General features: G+C 75.4%; 12 protein-coding genes. 2 read left to right on the forward strand and 10 right to left on the reverse strand.

What is annotated here, in order from left to right:
- The first annotated feature begins 5 nt into the window (after nt 1–5).
- Nucleotides 6–1,127, forward strand: coding sequence for a DUF5954 family protein (locus ACIPYS_RS19625; RefSeq protein WP_400747540.1), 1,122 nt, complete (start codon nt 6–8; stop codon nt 1,125–1,127).
- Nucleotides 1,128–1,177: 50 nt separating this feature from the next.
- Here ACIPYS_RS19625 and ACIPYS_RS19630 read toward each other — a convergent pair whose 3' ends face one another.
- From ACIPYS_RS19630 to fxsT, 3 genes are all read right to left on the reverse strand, one after another.
- Nucleotides 1,178–2,497 (reverse strand): cytochrome P450, encoded by a 1,320-nt coding sequence (locus ACIPYS_RS19630; RefSeq protein ID WP_400747542.1) that lies wholly within the window; start codon nt 2,495–2,497, stop codon nt 1,178–1,180.
- 61 nt (nt 2,498–2,558) lie between these two features.
- Nucleotides 2,559–3,491: a RimK family alpha-L-glutamate ligase gene (locus tag ACIPYS_RS19635; protein WP_093858956.1), complete on the reverse strand. Its 933-nt coding sequence runs from the start codon at nt 3,489–3,491 to the stop codon at nt 2,559–2,561.
- A 180-nt stretch (nt 3,492–3,671) separates the two neighbouring features.
- Nucleotides 3,672–6,596, reverse strand: a complete 2,925-nt coding sequence (fxsT, locus tag ACIPYS_RS19640) for an FxSxx-COOH system tetratricopeptide repeat protein (RefSeq protein WP_400747544.1) — start codon at nt 6,594–6,596, stop codon at nt 3,672–3,674.
- 438 nt (nt 6,597–7,034) lie between these two features.
- Between fxsT and ACIPYS_RS19645 the strand changes: the two genes are divergently transcribed.
- The gene (locus ACIPYS_RS19645; protein ID WP_400747546.1) at nt 7,035–7,358 is read left to right on the forward strand and encodes a hypothetical protein; all 324 of its coding nucleotides are present in this window, start codon (nt 7,035–7,037) and stop codon (nt 7,356–7,358) included.
- A gap of 332 nt (nt 7,359–7,690) precedes the next feature.
- Here ACIPYS_RS19645 and ACIPYS_RS19650 read toward each other — a convergent pair whose 3' ends face one another.
- The 7 genes from ACIPYS_RS19650 to ACIPYS_RS19680 form a co-directional block, all read right to left on the reverse strand.
- Nucleotides 7,691–8,347, reverse strand: coding sequence for an SIMPL domain-containing protein (locus ACIPYS_RS19650; protein WP_400747548.1), 657 nt, complete (start codon nt 8,345–8,347; stop codon nt 7,691–7,693).
- A 144-nt stretch (nt 8,348–8,491) separates the two neighbouring features.
- A complete protein-coding gene (locus ACIPYS_RS19655) occupies nt 8,492–10,060 on the reverse strand; it encodes a lytic murein transglycosylase (protein WP_400747550.1) in 1,569 nt (522 codons plus the stop codon).
- A 231-nt stretch (nt 10,061–10,291) separates the two neighbouring features.
- Entirely contained in the window at nt 10,292–11,224 is a 933-nt protein-coding gene (gene pqqB / locus ACIPYS_RS19660) for a pyrroloquinoline quinone biosynthesis protein PqqB (protein ID WP_400747801.1), read from the reverse strand.
- A 37-nt stretch (nt 11,225–11,261) separates the two neighbouring features.
- Complete coding sequence (gene pqqE / locus ACIPYS_RS19665) at nt 11,262–12,761, reverse strand: pyrroloquinoline quinone biosynthesis protein PqqE (protein WP_400747552.1); 1,500 nt, start codon at nt 12,759–12,761, stop codon at nt 11,262–11,264.
- The gene (pqqC, locus tag ACIPYS_RS19670) at nt 12,758–13,525 is read right to left on the reverse strand and encodes a pyrroloquinoline-quinone synthase PqqC (protein WP_400747554.1); all 768 of its coding nucleotides are present in this window, start codon (nt 13,523–13,525) and stop codon (nt 12,758–12,760) included. Before pqqC ends, pqqE begins: the two co-directional genes overlap by 4 nt.
- Nucleotides 13,522–13,677, reverse strand: coding sequence for a pyrroloquinoline quinone precursor peptide PqqA (gene pqqA / locus ACIPYS_RS19675; RefSeq protein WP_093858950.1), 156 nt, complete (start codon nt 13,675–13,677; stop codon nt 13,522–13,524). The genes pqqC and pqqA overlap by 4 nt, the downstream gene beginning before the upstream one ends.
- A gap of 395 nt (nt 13,678–14,072) precedes the next feature.
- Entirely contained in the window at nt 14,073–15,731 is a 1,659-nt protein-coding gene (locus tag ACIPYS_RS19680) for a PQQ-binding-like beta-propeller repeat protein (RefSeq protein ID WP_400747557.1), read from the reverse strand.
- Nucleotides 15,732–15,757 lie beyond the last annotated feature (26 nt).

A 15,757-nucleotide genomic window follows, 5' to 3' on the forward strand; every position in this document is an offset into this window, starting at 1 on the left:
GCCGCATGGACGATGACGCTGCGCAGCTGCCGGAGCACCTGACGATCCGGGTCACCCACACGGACGACCCGGTCGCCGCGGTGGCCGGTCTGGAGGCCTGGGCATCCCGCGAGAAGTACCCGAACCTGATGATGATGCCGCCCGTGTTCGGCAGTCTGGAGCGGACGGGCGCGGGCACCTGGCGGATCGTCGAGTTCCACGCCACCACCCCGCAGGCCGCCCGGGACGACCTGGGCCACGCGTTCCGCCTCTGGGCGCTCGCCGAACCCGGTTCGGGCGCGGCCGCCGACCGGGGCCTCGACGAGGAGGAGCGGGCCTCCTACCGCGCGGCCTACGAGCGGCTGGAACGGGAGCCGCTCGACGAGATCTCCGCCGGCGGGCGCGACTACCGGATCTTCCGCGCCGAGCAGGTGCTGCGCTCGGGCCCGGACGGCATCGAACCGCCCCGGCCGACCGATCCGGACCCGGCTGCCGTGGGAGAGGGGCACCGGCTGCCGCCCCGGACGAGCGGGTTCGTGATCGACCCGGCCGCGGGCGTCACCCTGGTCGACGGAATCCTGCGGCTGGACATGATGTTGCTGGTACCGACCGGCCGTTCCATCCCGGAGAACGTCCGGGAGCAGGCGCGACGCTCCTCCCACCTCTACCCGAACGTGCTGGTGCTGCCCGTGCACTGCGCGGTCGCGGAGTACCGGGACGGCGGCTGGGGCCCGATGACCGGTGCCTGCGAGACCCCGCAGCAGGCCCGCGACACCCTGGCCGCCTACCTCCGGGAGTTCGCCCCCAGGCTCGACCCGGGCCTCGGTGCGGAGGAACTCGCCCGCTACGCGGAGGCCGCCGACCGGCTGGACGCCGAGCGTTCCGACGAACTCCGCGCCGCGGACCGCCACTTCCGGCTGGTCCGGGTCGAGCCGGTGGTCCGCCTCGGCCCCGACGGCCCGGAACTGCCCCGCAGTTCGGACTGGGACCCGGAACTCCCGCTGCGCCTCCAGGAACAGCGCGACCTGGAGGCGGGCATCCGCTACGCCGAGGACGGGGGCGAGGGCGAGGGCGAGGGCGAGGGCGAGGACGGGGGCGAGAGCGGGAACGCGAGCGCCGGTGACGACGCAGGGGCGGCGAACGGCTGAGGGACTGCTCCGGATCGGGCACGCTCCCGGTCCGGCCGGTCGCGGGTCCGTCACCTGTCGGTGGGACGGCTCCAGTTGACGGGGAGGGCGTGGAGGCCGCCGGTCACACTCGCGCCGTCGACCCGGACCTCTTCCGGCGCGCAGCCGAGACGGAGGTCCGGCAGGCGTCGGAACAGGGTCTCGTAGGCGATCCGCAGCTCCAGCCGGGCCAGTCCGGCGCCCAGACAGAAGAACTTGCCGTGCCCGAAGGCCAGATGGGGATTGGACGTCCGGCCGAGGTCGAGGGTGTCCGGGTCCGGGAACACCCGCTCGTCCCGGTTGGCGGACTGGAAGGAGAACACGACGAGGTCGCCGGCGGCGATCCGACCGCCGCCGTACTCCAGGTCGGCGCGGGCGTAGCGGGGCATCCAGCTGCCGCCCGGCACCGCGAGGCGCATGACCTCCTCCACGGCGGAGGGGGCGAGGCCGGGGTCGGCGGCGAGCGCCGTCCGGGCGGCGGGGTCGGCGAGCAGGTACAGCAGGCCGTAGGGCAGCCGGGTGGCGACGGTCTCGTAGCCGGCCAGCAGGAGGCCGCTGAGGGTGTGCGGGAGTTCGTCGGGGCGCAGGGCACCGGGCCGTGTCGCGTCGGGCCCGTCGGCACGGGCGGCGAGCTCGGTGAGCAGGTCGTCCGCGGGGTTGCGGCGGCGCTGGTCGAGGAGTTCGCCGATGATGCGGTCGAGGCCCCGCCGCTCCGCCGCGTCCGCCGTCCCCCCGGGGTCCGGGACCCGGCGCACCCGGTCCGACCAGGCGGCGAACGCGACCCGCCGTTCGGCCGGGATGCCGATGAGGTCGCAGATCACGCCGAGGGCGAAGGGCCGGGCGAGGTCCGCGCACAGTTCGGCCGGCGGGCCGGTGTCGAGCAGTGCTCCGAGCAGTGCGTCGAAGGACGCCTGGAGCCGGGGCCGGAGTTGTTCGACGCGACGCGCCCCGAAGGCCTCGGTGAGGGTGCTCCGCCAGCGCCGATGGTCCGCCACCGCCGTGGCGTGGTTGGTCTCCGGGCCGAGCAGCGCCGCGTCCCAGAGCCGGGGCGCGCGGGCCGGGTCGGGGTGCGACTTGCCGATCCGCGGGTCGCCGCAGAGCGCGCGGACGTCGGCGTGGCGGGTGACGAGCCAGGCCCGGTCGCCGGTGGCCGTGGGGAGCCTGGCCAGGCCGCCGCGCTCGCGGAGCGCGGCGAGCCCGGGCGGCTCGGCCAGGGCGGCGGGGCAGGCGAACGGAAGCGCGCCCGTCCCGGCCGCGTCCTCGTCCGCCCCCCGGGCGGCTTTCCCGCCGGTCGCCCCGGTGCCGGTGCCGCTGCTGTCGCTGCCCGTGCCGGTGTCGCTGCCCGCACTCATGACGTGTCCCCCCTCGCCGGCCGCGGTGGCCGGTGCCAGTCGCGTTCCCGGCTCGGCGTCGCTAGTGGACCGCCCGGCCGTCCTCGGCGCGGCGCCGGGTGCCGCGCTGGGCCGCGGCCGCCGCGGCCGCCGTTGTGATCGCCTGGACCACGGTGGACATCGAGCCCGGGTGGGCGGCCAGGAAGAGGTTGGGCTCGACCAGTTCGAGTTCCATCACCAGCGGTGTGCCGTCGGCGTTGTCGACGAGGTCCACCCGGGCGTACAGCAGGTCCGCCGAGCCCGGCACCGTGGCCAGCGCCCGTTCGGCCACCGCGAGGTCGGCGGGGGTCGGTGACCACGGCTGGAGCCCCGGGTGGGCGACCTTGCGCCGGTCGAACGGCACGTCGGGGGAGAGTACGGCGTTCTTCCGGATCGCGTGCAGGAAGCGTCCCCGGACGAAGACCAGCGCGCGTTCGCCGGTGCTGTCGATGCCGCTCATGTACGGCTGGAGGATGGCGGTGAGGCCCTCGGCGTGCATCCGGGCCACCTGGTCGTGCGCCTCGTCGTGCTGCTCGGGCCGGTACCGGGCGGCGTAGCGGGCACCTGCGCCGATCACCGGCTTGAGCACGTACTCGTGGTCGTCCGGAAGGTCGGCCGGGTCGCCGGGGGCCAGGTAACGGGTGCGGACGACCGGGACGCCGGCCGCCGCGAGGGTGCCGAGGTAGCTCTTGTCCGAGCTCCAGCGCACCACCTCCGGGGGGTTGGCCAGCCGGGTCGCGCGGCTGCAGCGGTCGACCCAGTCGAGGAATTCGGGCTTGCGCCAGGTGTAGTCCCAGGTGGACCGGATCACCGCGAGATCGAATTCCGACCAGTCGACGCCCGGATCGTCCCATTCCGCAGAGATTGCGTCGGCACCCGCTTCGGAAAGCGCCCGGAGGAGCAGGGGCATGTCATGGTCGGCATTGATTTCCGGACGGGGCCTAGCCATTACCAGTGCGATCTTAGGATCGATCATCGGCCATTTCCTCGGCTCGGGGGCGGCAGTGCGGCAGTAAGCTACCAGCTGGCCGGCCCGGGGAATTCCCACGCGATCGAGGTGCCGATTACTGACCGGTGTCGGTCAATCGTAGAATGTCCTGACCGCCGGCGGCCAGGGTTGTCCCAGGAATGGCGGAAGTCCGCGCGTCCCGTCCGTTCAGCGGCCCAGGCCGGACCGGATGAGCGCCAGGTGCCGGGCCGCGTGGAGCGTCTCCGGGTGGTCCGTGCCGAGCACCCGCCTGGCGGCCTCCAGAGCGTCGGCCTGGAGCCGGTGGGCCTCCTCGGCCTCTCCCCGGGCGAGCAGCGTCTCGGAGAAGTTGTGCGCCGTCCGCAGCGTCTGCGGATGGTCGTCGCCGAGCACCCGGCGGTACCGGGCGAGGGTCTCCCGCTGGAGGCGGTGCGCCTCCTCCAGCCGCCCCAGGCGGCGCAGCGTGGTGCCGTAGGAGTCCGCCGCCCGGAGCGTGTGCGGGCTGTCCTCGCCGAACGCCCGCCGGCAGCGGGCGAGGGTCTCCTGGTGGAGTTCGCGGGCCTCCTCGTAGCGGCCGAGCGCGCTGAGGTCGGCGGCCAGGTGGTTCGCCGAGCGGAGGGTGTCGGGGTGGTCGTCGCCGAGCACCCGCCGGTACCGGGCGAGGGTCTCCTGGTGGAGTTCGCGGGCCTCCTCGTAGCGGCCGAGCGCGCTGAGGTCGGCGGCCAGGTGGTTCGCCGAGTGCAGGGTGTGCGGGTGGTCGTGCCCGAGCAGGCGACGGTACCGGGCGAGGGTGTCCTCCTGGAGCCGTCGGGACTCCTCGTAGCAGCCCCGGAGGCGCAGGTTGATCGCCTGCCCGTGGGCCAGCCGCAGGGTCTGCGGGTCGTCCTCGCCCAGGGCGCGGCGGCTGCGCGGCATGGACGCCTGGTAGAGCAGGTGCGCCGCCTCGTACCGGCCCTGCTCGCGGTGGGCGCGCGCCAGGCAGCGGCTCGCCCAGAGCACGTGCCGGTCGTCGGGACCGGAGGACGCGGTCCAGCTGGTGCGGAGGTCCACCGCCAGGCGGGCGGCGGCCTCGGAGTCCCCGCGCTCGGTGAGGTACCAGGCGGCGTCGCAGGCGAGGCCGCGCAGCTCCGGCGAGTCGGCGCCGCCCGGGTCGACGGCCAGCAGGTGCGGGACCACCCGGGCCCAGGTCGCCCAGGTGGCGGGGTCCTCAGGGTCGCCGGGCGCGGCCTGGACGAGGACGCTCCGCGCGTGGCGGCGCACGTCGGCGGCCTCCTCGCCCAACTGGTCCCGGATGACGGCCTGGACGAGGCGGTGCAGCCGGACGCCGTCGTGGGTGCTGGTCGCCAGCCCCAGCCGGACGGCCGAACCGACCCCCCGGTGCAGGGCGACCGGGTCGGTGTCGGCCAGCGCCAGGGCGGCCAGCGGGCCGCCGGGAGCGAGCGGGCCGGGGGCCTGCGGGGTCCGGCCCGCCGTCGACCGTCCGAACGCGAGCAGCCAGTGCACCGGGACGGACTCCGGGGCGAGGAACGCGCACAGCCGCACCACCGCCAGACCGAGCGGGTCCAGCCGGGCCAGCCTCGTCGCGCTGAGGTCGATGGCCCCCGCGAGCGGCTTGCGGTAGTCGCCGGTGCTGCCCTCGGTCAGCACCGCCGTCGCGTGGGTGTCCAGCAGGGCCAGGTAGTCGCCGACCCGGGTGGCCGTCTCGGCGAGGAAGCCGCCCGCCTGGGCCAGGGCGAGCGGCAGGTCGGCGAGGGCGCTCGCCAGCAGATCCGCGTCCTCCGGGCTCAGCTCGGGCCGACGGGTGCGCAGCAGGGCCACCGACTCGTCCCGTTCCATGACGTCGACCGGGACGGTGGTGGCGATCCCTTCCCAGCCGCCGGCCCTCGAGGTGATCAGCACGTGGCCGGGGCCGCCCGGCAGCCACTTGGCCACCCCGGCGCGGTCGTCGGCGTTGTCGAAGACCAGCAGCCAGCGGTTGCGGCCGCGCAGGTGGGCCTTGAGGACGGCGACGGCCGTCGCCGTGTCGGTGCCGGGCTCGGCGAGCGCCAGCTCCACCGCCAGGGCCGCCACCTGTTCGCCGATCAGCGCCGGGTCCTCGGCGGCGATCCACCAGACCACGTCGTAGTGCGAGGCGAACCGGCAGGCGAACTCGATCGCGATCTGGGTCTTGCCGACGCCGCCGACCCCGCGCAGGGCCTGCACCCCGCCGGCGGTCCCGCCGCCGAGGCGGCGGCGCAGGTCCGACAGGACGGCGTCCCGGCCGGTGAACTCCGGATTCCGGGGTTCGACGTTCCAGACCGCCGGGAGGCTGCCGCTGACCCGGCCGGGCAGTGGCGCGGCGTCCGGGTCGGCCTCGGGGGCCGACCGGGCGGGCGGGACGGCGGCGGGGCGGGGACCGGCGGTGGGGAGGGCACCGGCAGTGAGGAAGGGACCGGCGGCGGTGACGGGTTCCGGGCCGGTGGGTGGGGCTGCGGCCTCCGCCCCGGTCGCGGCTGCGGTTCTCGTGCCCGCTCCGACCCCCACCCCCGCTCGCGCCACTGCTCCGACCTCTGCCCCCGTCCCCGTTCCGGCCTCGGCGAACTCGGTTTCGGCCAGCTCGGCGAGAGCGGTGCGGGCGCGGGCCGCGAGCGCGCGCTCGCCCCGCCGGTCGAGTTCGTCGGCCACCGCCGTCCACGCCTCGACGGCCCGTCCGACGGCCTCGCCGGCACGCTGGGAGGCCTCGGTCCGGGCGGTCGAGGCGGCGTGCAGCTCCGCCACCCGTTCTTCCAGCTCCCGAACCCGCTGCCGGGTCGCCCGGAGCTCCTGGCGGGACAGATCGGGGCGTGGATCCTCCGCGCCGGGTCCCGGCTCGCTCCGGACGTCGGTCTTGTAGTGGACGGCCAGGCGGTTCCAGGCACTCTCCCAGCTCGGCTCGGCCACCGGGTCCACGCCGCACAGCTCGACGAAGGCGAGCAGGAACGCCTTGCTCGGGAAGCGGCGGCCGGAGAGGACCTCGCCGAGCGTCGTCCTCGGCAGCGAGCGGCCGCTCTGGAGCGCCCGCTTCTCCAGGTCCCGGTAGGAAGGGCTGTCCGCACGGATCCGCAGTGTTCTCAGACAGCGTGCGAGGTCTTCCATGCTCGTGGCGGAAGCGGGATCGAGACGATCCGCGGAGTTCCCGTTCATCGAGATCGCACAGCCCCCCATGCCTGTCCGACGGTGTCCCGAGGTGTCCGACAGCATACGCGTCCCGTGCCAATCCGGGACGCGCCGCGTCCCGACTCGTCGAACCGTTGTCCGTGAAAAGGAGCGATCTGCCCGGACCTGGCGCGTGATCGGCTCCGGTTCTGGCGGGACGGCGCGCGGGGTGGTGATCTGTAGACGCGGTGCGCTGTCGGGAATTCCGCGGTCGCACCGGCCGATTCCGGTGACGTCGCGCGGCACGGGGAGTTACGGGGAGTTCTCCGCGGGAACGGGCACCGAAATTTCCGGAATCGAATCGGATGTCGATATTCCGAGGTCTCGGAGAACGGCGGTTCGGCCGGCGGGCCGGGCCGCACGGGAGGAGGGCTTCGCGTGCACCAGCAGACACCCTCGACCGGCCGCGGTCCGCGGCGGCCGGCCGGGCGGACCCAAGGCCGCCGGCTCCGCGGCCGGCTCGCCGGCCGAACCGTCCGGCTCACCGGACTCGCCCTGTCGGGCGCGATCGCCGGAATCGCCATGACTCTCGCCGGAGCCACCGCGGTCAACGCCGGGAACTTCGGCCTCGCGGTGACCACCACGCTCATCGCGGCCTTCCCCCCGGCCGGCCGGGCCCCCGGCCGGCCGGACGGCGGCCCCGCCGGTACCGACGAGGCGGTCCCCGGCCCGGACCCGGACCCCGGCCCGGACGCCGCCTGATCCGTCCGTCGTCCGGTCCCGTCCCGATCGGCAAAGCCTTCCCCGGCGCCGTACCGGTTCGCACCGGTCCCGTCCCGTCCGATCCGGTCCCGTTCGGTCGGCTACCGGTTCCGTTCGATCGCGACGGACCGTCAGTCATCACCACCGGCAGGGAGAACGGCCGTCGCCACCGTGGTCCAGGACATCGCGATCGAGTCCGGCGCCGACGAGGTCGGGGACGGGACGGACGGTGACACCCGCGGCGGGCCGGGCGCTGACCGCCCGGTCACGCTCGACGGGTCGCCGTGCCCGGCGGTACGCGCGGTCGGGCACCGTGACCCGGGCGGGCGCGGTCAGCCCCCGATGAGCGCGAAGCCGACGACCACGCCCGCGGTGACACTGATCCTTCCCGGTGTCAGGTCGCCGTCGCCGTCGCCGCCCCCGCTGCCGCGGTGACTGCGGTAACTGCTCTGCAGTTGCTCGGAGTCCACGTCCTTGATGTGGACGACGGGACCGAGCCGGACCTGGGCGGCCTCGGCGTACAGCTCCGCCTTCTCCCGTGCGGCCGTCACCGCGGCGGTGCGTGCCTGCGCGCGCAACTCCTTCTTGGTACTGACGTCGAACTCGACACCGTCGACCTGGTTCGCCCCGGCCTCGACGACATCGACGAGCACGGACTCCAGCAGATCGAGCTCGCGCAGCTCGATCACGAACGAGGCGGTGCACTCGTAGCCGAGGAACGTGCGCTCGTTGCCGTAGTCCCAGGAGGACTTCAGGTCCAGCCGGGAGGTCGAGACCGCCGTATCGGGGATCCCGTGGCCGCGCAGGACCTCCCGGATCCGGTTGACCCCGCCCCGGGTGGCCTCGAACGCCTCGGCCGGCTTGGGTCGTGCCTCCGCGATCGCCACCCGGACCCGGGCCAGGTCCGGTGTGGCGTCCACGCTCGCGGCGCCGAACACGGACGCGCCCCAGGGGGTGTCTATCGAGTGCTTGTCGAACATGCGGCTCATCCAATCAGTGTGACGACTGACGATCCAGGGGTGCGCGTGCACGACGAGGGCCCGGCGGTCGTGCCGGGCCCTCGGGTCTCGCTCCACTGCTGCCGCACCCCGCCGGCCCGAGTCCTCGACCGGGGAAGGGGGAGCGTGGTCGGGTTACTGCTGGGCCGAAGGGGACGGCGCGGCGGACGGGGAGGTCGTGGCGCTCGGGGTGACGGTCGCGGACGGGGTGTCCGACGGGGCGGGGGTGGGGCAGCCCGGGGCGCTCGGGGTCGCCGTCGCGCTCGGGGTCACCGAGGGGCCGGCCGACGGGCTGCCGGACGGCGTCGCGGAGGGGCTCGCGGTCGCGGTCGGCGTGCCGGTCGGGGTGGGGCAGCTGGTCGGGGTGCCCGTGGACGTCGGCGTCGTCGACGGGGTGCCGGTCGGCGTCGTGGTGGGGGTTGTCGTCGGGGTCGCGGTCGCGCTGGGGCTCGGGTTCCCGGACGGCGTGGTGACGGGGGCGGTGGGCGTGCCGCTCGGGGTGCCGCTCGGCTCGGCGGACGGCGAGGCGGACGCGGAGGGCGAGGGGGTGCCGGAGGGCGTCGCGCTCGGCGAGGGCTCGCCCGACGGGGTGGTGCCCGGGACGGTCGGCGTGGTGCTCGGGGTGCCGGGCGTCGTCGGAGCCGTGTTCTGGCCCGGCGTCGGCGCGGGCGTCGTGCCAGGGGTCGGCAGGACCGGGGCCGGCGGGGCGGTCGGGACGAGCAGCGCCACCGGTGCGACCGGGAGCTGCGGCGTCAGCGGGCTCGGGGTGCCCGGGCGGTTCGGGGTGGTGACCGGGCTGCCGGTGCCGAAGTGGGCCATCCAGTTCCGGACCGTGCGCAGGTACTCGGCGGAGTGGTTGTAGCCGAGGATCGCCCGGTCCAGCTGGGCCGGGTCGGAGAGGTCGCGGCCGCCCGCGCACAGGTACCGGCCGGCCGCCTCGGCGGCGTCGAAGACGTTGTTCGGGTCGGCCTTGCCGTCCCCGTTGGCGTCCACGCCCCAGGAGGCCCAGGTGGACGGGATGAACTGCATCGGCCCGACGGCGCGGTCCCACTGGGTGTCGCCGTCGAAGCGGCCGCCGTCGGTGTCACCGATCGCCGCGAAGCCGGCGCCGTTCAGGGCCGGGCCGAGGATCGGACGGAACGTCGTCCCGCCGGCGTCGACCGCGCCGCGGCCGGCCTGGCCGGACTCGACCTCGCCGATCGCGGCGAGCAGCTGCCAGGGCAGGTGGCAGCCGGGGGAGCGCAGGAGCAGCGCGGCCTCGGCCTTGCGGTAGGCGGCGAACACCGTCTCCGGCAGGGCCGGCCCGGAGCGCAGCGGATCGGCGAACGGCGAGGTGAGCGGCGCGAGCGGCGGCTGGGTCAGCGGCAGGGTGCCGCCGCCGTCGACCGGCGCGGTGCCGAGGACGCCCGGGAGCGGGGTGGCACCGGTGCCGAACGGGGTGGCGGTGCCGTCGGCGCCGAGGCCCGGGACCGGGGCTGCGCTGCCGCCGGGCCGGTCGGGAACGGGCTCGGCCGCGGCGGCCGGGGCGAGCCGGAGGCCGGTCACCTGGGAGCCGGTCAGCGCCGCGAGGGCGGTGAAGACCGCCAGCATGCCGGTGAGCCGCTTGCCGAGCCGCAGCCGGCGGCCGGTCGTCCGACCGGTCCGTCGCTCCGTCCCCGTGGCTCCGCCGTCGCCTCGCGTGGCCGTGCCGCTCCTGGTCACCATGCTCTGCCCCTCCCCGTCACCGTCCGGTCCCCTGGGAACGGACAGGCTGTCACCATCGTGCCTGCCGGTGCATGACAGATCTCATCACCCGAATGATTAGTATCACGACGATCTGACAGGTCCCCGGTGGCCCGGGGCAGTACCGGGCGCCACCGTTCGGTGAACGGACGGTGGAGCGGTTCGACCGGACACGGTCACACGCGGCCGGGACGGGGCAGGACGGGCCGCGCTTCAGAGCTCCAGGAGCATCCCGTCCTCGGCCACGGCCGCGCCGGCCGCCGCCAGCGCCGGGGCCAGCGCGATCGCCTCCGGCGAACCCCGGTGGGCCAGCGGGTTGGTGTTGTTGAGGTGGGTGTAGAGGTAGCGCGGGCCGGGCCGGCCGGACAGGTGGGGGAGCGAGTCGGCGACCGCCAGGTGTCCCATGCCGCGCGAGCCCCGGGCGCCGCCGGTGCGCTCGGCGAGCTCCTCGTCCGTTGCGAAGGTGCCGTCCAGGATCACCACGTCCGCGTCGGCCACCGCCCGGTCGACGGCGGGCGTCCACGCGGCCAGTCCGGGGGCGTAGACGGCGCGGGCGCGGCCGCCGGTCTCGGTGAAGCGGTAGCCGATCACCCAGTCCGTTCGCGCGCCGGCCGGTTCCCCGGCACGTTCGCCCGCCGGGAGGGCGGCCAGGTCGGCGGCGTACCGGGGGCGCTTGCCGCCGAGGGCCAGCGGTTCGGCCACCAGCCCGCCGGCCAGCTCGACCGGCTCCCCCGGGACGACGGTGTGCCAGCGCGCCTCGGTGTAGGGGGCGAGCAGCGGGCCGACCGGGAACGCCTCGTGCAGCGCGGCCCGGACCGGAGCGGTCGCGTGCACGGTCAGCCCGGCGGCCTCGCGCAGGGTCACCAGGCCCAGGGTGTGGTCGAGTTCGCCGCTGGTCAGCAGGACGCCGCGGAGCGGGGTGTCCCGGGTGCCGGGCGGGGGCGCCAGCTCGGGGGTGGCGAGCAGCTGGGACCGCAGGTCGGGGGAGGCGTTGACCAGGTACCAGGCGGCGCCGTCGGCGCTGACCGCGAGGCAGTCCTGACTGCGGGCGGTACCGGTGCGGCGGGCGGTGGCGCAGCCCGCGCAGCCGCAGTTCCACTGGGGCAGGCCGCCGCCGGCGGCGGTGCCGAGGATCCGGATCTTCAGTGCGTGCTCCGAGGGACGGGTCCGGGGCCGGGGGCGCTCACGCCGGGCCCGGCACGGACGGGTCGGGCGTCGGCGCCGGGACGGCCGGGACCGGCGGTACCGACGGCACCGGGGGGACGGGCGCGGTGAACCGGCGCGCCCGGGGGGCCGGACCGGCCTCCGGGTCCGGCGCGTGCACCAGGTGGTGCTGCGGGGAGAGCCGGCACGCGGGGTCGGTGACGCCCGCGTCGCCGGTGAACTGGAAGGCCTGGCAGCGGCAGCCGCCGAAGTCCTGCTCGCGCAGGTCGCAGCTGCGGCACGGTTCGGGCATCCAGTCGGTGCCGCGGTAGCGGTTGAACGCCGGCGAGTCGTGCCAGCTCGCGGCCAGTCCGTCGGTGACCGCGTTCGGCAGCCGAAGCCCGGGCAGTTGGGCGGCGGCCAGGCAGGGCAGCACGGCGCCGTCGGGAGCGACCACCAACTGCTCGTTGCCCCAGCCGTTCATGCACGGTTTGGCGGTGCCGCTGTGGTGGTCGGCGACGACATGGGTGATCTCGATCCGGTCGCCGTGCCGCGCGCGGGCGGCGGCGACGTCCTGTTCGGCCTGCCGGACCTGCTCGTCGCTCGGCGCGAGGTGGGCCCGGTTGACCCAGGCCCAGCCGTAGAACTGGGTGTGCGCGAGCTCCACCCGGTCGGCGCCGAGCCCGACCGCGAGGTCGGCGATCTCGCCGATGCGCCCGACGTTGGCGCGGTGCAGCACGGCGTTGACGGTGAGCGGCAGCCCGGCGGCGGTGAGCAGGGCGGCCGCGGCGAGCTTGCGCTCGTGCCCGGTGGGGCCCTTGAGCCGGGTCAGCCCGGCGATGCTGTCGGCCTGCCGCGGGTCGGCGTCCTGGACGGACAGTTGCACGTGGTCCAGCCCGGCCGCGACGAGTTCGGCGGCCCGGGGGCCGTCCAGCGGCAGGCCGCTGGTGATCAGATTGGTGTAGAGGCCCAGATCGCGGGCGTGCGCGACGATGGTCGCCAGATCGCGGCGGAGCAGCGGCTCGCCACCGGTGAGGTGGACCTGGAGCACACCGAGCCCGCGTGCCTGGTCGAGCACCCGCAGCCACTGCCCGGTGTCCAGTTCGTTCCGCTGCCGGACGAGTTCGACCGGGTTGGCGCAGTAGTGGCACTGCAGCGGGCACCGGTGGGTGAGTTCGGCGACCAGACCGAGGGGGGCGGGCGCGCGCTTGCCGGCCGCGGCCCCGGGCAGGCCGGCGGCCGGCTGCGGATCGGCCGGGCCGCCGGTGCCGTCGAGGGCGAGCAGCCGCCGTTCGGCGAGGTCGGCCAGCAGGGCGAGCACCTGACCGGCGTCCACGCCCTCGTACTCCTCGGCCAGCCGGGCGGTGACCCCGGCGACGTCGCGCCGTCCGTCGCAGTGCCGGAGCACGGCCGCGGCGGTCCCGTTGAGCAGCAGCACGCCCTCCGGGTAGAGCAGGGCGGCCTGTTGCCGGACCGGGTCGTGGACCAGCCGCACCCCGCGCCGCAGCCCGGGGGCCGCGGCGGCGGGTGCGGCGTTCACCGGCCGGCCCCGGCGGGCACCGGGGTTCCGGCGGCGGTGGCCCCGGTGGCGGCGGTGGTGGCGGCGGTCTCCGGGCCGTAGTCGACCGCGTCGAGCATCGCCCGCAGCACCTCGCACTTGAAGGCGAGCGCCGACACCGCGGCGTGCTGCTGCTCGGCCGTCACGCAGTGGTCCAGCACCACGTCGAGCGTCCGGGCGCTGTCCCGGCGCGCGTCGGGGATCCGGTGCTCGAAGTAGGCGTAGCCGGCCGGGTCGATCCAGTCGTAGTGCTTCTGCCAGGCGATCACCCGCTCGGCCATGTGGTCGGGCGAGAACATCTCGGTCAGCGCGGCCGCGACGCCCTCGGTCCACGGCCGGGTCTGGCAGAAGTGCAGGTAGCCGTCGACGGCGAAGCGCACACCGCGCGCCACGTGCCGTTCGTCCAGGACCTCGGCGCGGTCCAGGCCGACGGCCTCGGCGAGCACCAGCCAGTCGGCCAGCCCGCCCTCGCCCTCCTGCGGCCCGTCCTGCTGGCCGAGCCGCCGGGTCCACTCCCGACGGACCTCCGGGAGCGGGCAGTTGGCGATGATCGCGGCGTTCTTCCGGGTCAGGCACAGCTGGTAGTACCAGCGGTTGGCGACCCAGCGCCGCAACTCCGGTGGCGTGCAGCCACCGGAGTGCAGGCGCAGATGGAACGGGTGGGTGTCCCAGTACCGTTCCCGCAGGCCGTACAGCCTGGCCGCGAACTCGTCGCGGGTCGACGCGGTGGTGGAAGCCTGGGTCACCGAGTGGTCCGCGCGGCGTACGCGGTGACCTCGGCGCCGGTGCGGTGGCACTCCACCGACGGGGCGGACCAGGTGGGCTTGGCGGCGGCCGGAGCGGCCGGCGCGACGGTGGCGGTGGTGACGGGCAGCTGGGGCGCGAGCGTGGACTTCATGGGAGTTGCCCTCCTCGGTGAAGTGGGGGTGGGGGTCGGGGTCCGGCGGCCCTTGGAGCAGGACGCTACGAGCCACCGGGTCCGCCCGCCGGTCCGAACCGTGCGATCGTGTGACATTCGCGAGCGAACGGGTGACGCGACGGACTCCGCACCCGGGCGGGGCCCGGGAGGGAAACCGGTGTCGAGTGTGCCGGTCCGGCAGTGCCGTGTCGAGTGGGCGTCACGGGGTGTGTCGGGGTGCGGCGGGCAGTTCCGGTCAGGGCGGGACGGGGTGTTCCGGGCGGGATGTGCCGGAGTGCGGCGTGTGTTCCACCGACTCCACCGGCGCAGGTGGCCCAGGTGGCCCAGGTGGAGCGGTGGCCCGGGCGGCCCGGCGGTCCGGACGGACCACGGGCTCAGGTGGCCCGGCCGAAGGCCACCAGGTGGCCGTCCTTGGTGCCGACGAACACCCGCCCGCCGTCCGTCGCCGGGACGGAGAACCTGGTCACCGTGCCGAGTGCGAAGCTGCGCCGGAGTTTGAGCGAGCCGTTGACCGGAAGCGCGTCGTAGACCCGCAGTTCGCCGTTCTGGCCGCCCGGTCCGGTGCCCGAGTAGACCGACCACACCAGGGCCGAACCGGCCGCCGTCCCGTTGGAGGTGACGACGGGGGAGCCGGAGGCGTAGCCGAAGCCCTCGGGGCTGGTCGCGGCACTGGTCAGCTGGGGGTTCCCGGCACTGTTGACCGAGTACTTCAGGGCGCGCAGCGAACCGTAGTTCTCCGTCAGATAGACGTAGCCGCCGTCGCCGCCCCAGACGCCCGCGTGGCCCCAGACGCCCTTGAACGGGCCGGTGGTGCCGACCACGCCGTCCGTGCCGTTGGGGCCCTGGCCCATGCCGCCGAGCTTGTCCCGGTCGAGCAGGAAGATCCGGCCGTCCTTGCCCACCTGCACCATGAGGTGCGGGTGCGCGGCGTTGCCGAAACCGGACGGCAGGGCGACCGGTCCGCCGGAGCCGAGGTCCACGTCGCCGTGGTCCATCTCGCGGTTGTTGGTGGGGCTGAAGAAGTCCCGCGGGGCGAGGCTGCCGTCGCTGTTGACGCCCAGCCGGACGACGGACTCGGCGAAGTGGCCGCCGGGTTTGTCGCCCGGGCCCTTCAGCGGCGAGGAGCCCTCGCCCGCGCCGTTGCCGGTCGCGATGAAGATCCGCCCGGAGCCGTCCGAGACCAGGCCGCCGCCGCTCATCCAGACGCCCGCGTTCTGCGAGGCGGAGCCGGACTCGGTGGACCAGAGGGTGAGTTTGCGGGTGCTGGTGTTGACGCCCGCGACCGTGCCGACGTAGGCGCCGATCCCGCAGTCCGAGGCGAAGCCGAAGTAGACCGCGCCGTCGAGCAGCAGCAGTCCGGCCCGCTGCGCGGAACTGTTCGGATTGAACGCCACCCCCGGGCTGTTCACCGGCGAGCCCGCGACGGTGACCGGCCAGCCGCTGCGCGAGGTGCCGGTGGTGGCGTCCAGGGCGTGCACCGAGAAGTGCGCACCGCCCTCGCCGGACTTGCTCACCAGGTAGACGGTCTTGGTGGCCTTGTCGTAGACCGGGGTCGAGATGATGCCGGTGCCCGGGGAGAGGCAGGCGCTGGAGGACGCCACCGGGGTGCCGAGCGCGCGCTGCCAGAGGATCTTCCCGTCCGCCGCGTTGACGCCGTAGACGTGGTTGGTCGAGGTTGCCACCACCACGGTCGAGCCGGCCACCAGCGGTTGGGCGTACACCGCGCCGTCGACGGCGGTCGACCAGCGGCGGCCGAAGTCGGAGCCGGACACCTGGGCGGGCGCGAGGCCGGGTTCGTTGGCGTCCCAGGCGGTGCGCATCGTGTTGACCGAGACGGTCGGGCTGTCGGCCCGGGCGGGGGCCGCGCCGCCGAGCGCACCGGCGGCGAGGGCCGGGGCGAGCAGCGCGAATCCGGAGAGCAGGGCCGCCCCGGTGAGCCTGCGCCGGGGGCCGGCCGGCGGCGCCGCGGGGCCCGGTGGCGGGGAGGTCGGGCCCCGGGACGCCGAGCGCCCGGGGACCGGGCCCCGGGACATCGGGCCCGGGGGTATCGGTTCCGGGT

Origin of the sequence: Kitasatospora sp. NPDC089913, from assembly GCF_044748625.1 — a bacterium.
Classification (GTDB): domain Bacteria; phylum Actinomycetota; class Actinomycetes; order Streptomycetales; family Streptomycetaceae; genus Kitasatospora.

What these genes read in the sequence shown, in the direction of transcription:
- ACIPYS_RS19625 (WP_400747540.1), top strand. Translation starts at nt 6, where the DNA reads ATGGACGATGACGCTGCGCAGCTGCCGGAGCACCTGACGATCCGGGTC.
- ACIPYS_RS19630 (WP_400747542.1), bottom strand. Translation starts at nt 2,497, where the DNA reads ATGAGTGCGGGCAGCGACACCGGCACGGGCAGCGACAGCAGCGGCACC.
- ACIPYS_RS19635 (WP_093858956.1), bottom strand. Translation starts at nt 3,491, where the DNA reads ATGATCGATCCTAAGATCGCACTGGTAATGGCTAGGCCCCGTCCGGAA.
- fxsT (WP_400747544.1), bottom strand. Translation starts at nt 6,596, where the DNA reads ATGGAAGACCTCGCACGCTGTCTGAGAACACTGCGGATCCGTGCGGAC.
- ACIPYS_RS19650 (WP_400747548.1), bottom strand. Translation starts at nt 8,347, where the DNA reads ATGAGCCGCATGTTCGACAAGCACTCGATAGACACCCCCTGGGGCGCG.
- ACIPYS_RS19655 (WP_400747550.1), bottom strand. Translation starts at nt 10,060, where the DNA reads ATGGTGACCAGGAGCGGCACGGCCACGCGAGGCGACGGCGGAGCCACG.
- pqqA (WP_093858950.1), bottom strand. Translation starts at nt 13,677, where the DNA reads ATGAAGTCCACGCTCGCGCCCCAGCTGCCCGTCACCACCGCCACCGTC.
- ACIPYS_RS19680 (WP_400747557.1), bottom strand. Translation starts at nt 15,731, where the DNA reads ATGTCCCGGGGCCCGGTCCCCGGGCGCTCGGCGTCCCGGGGCCCGACC.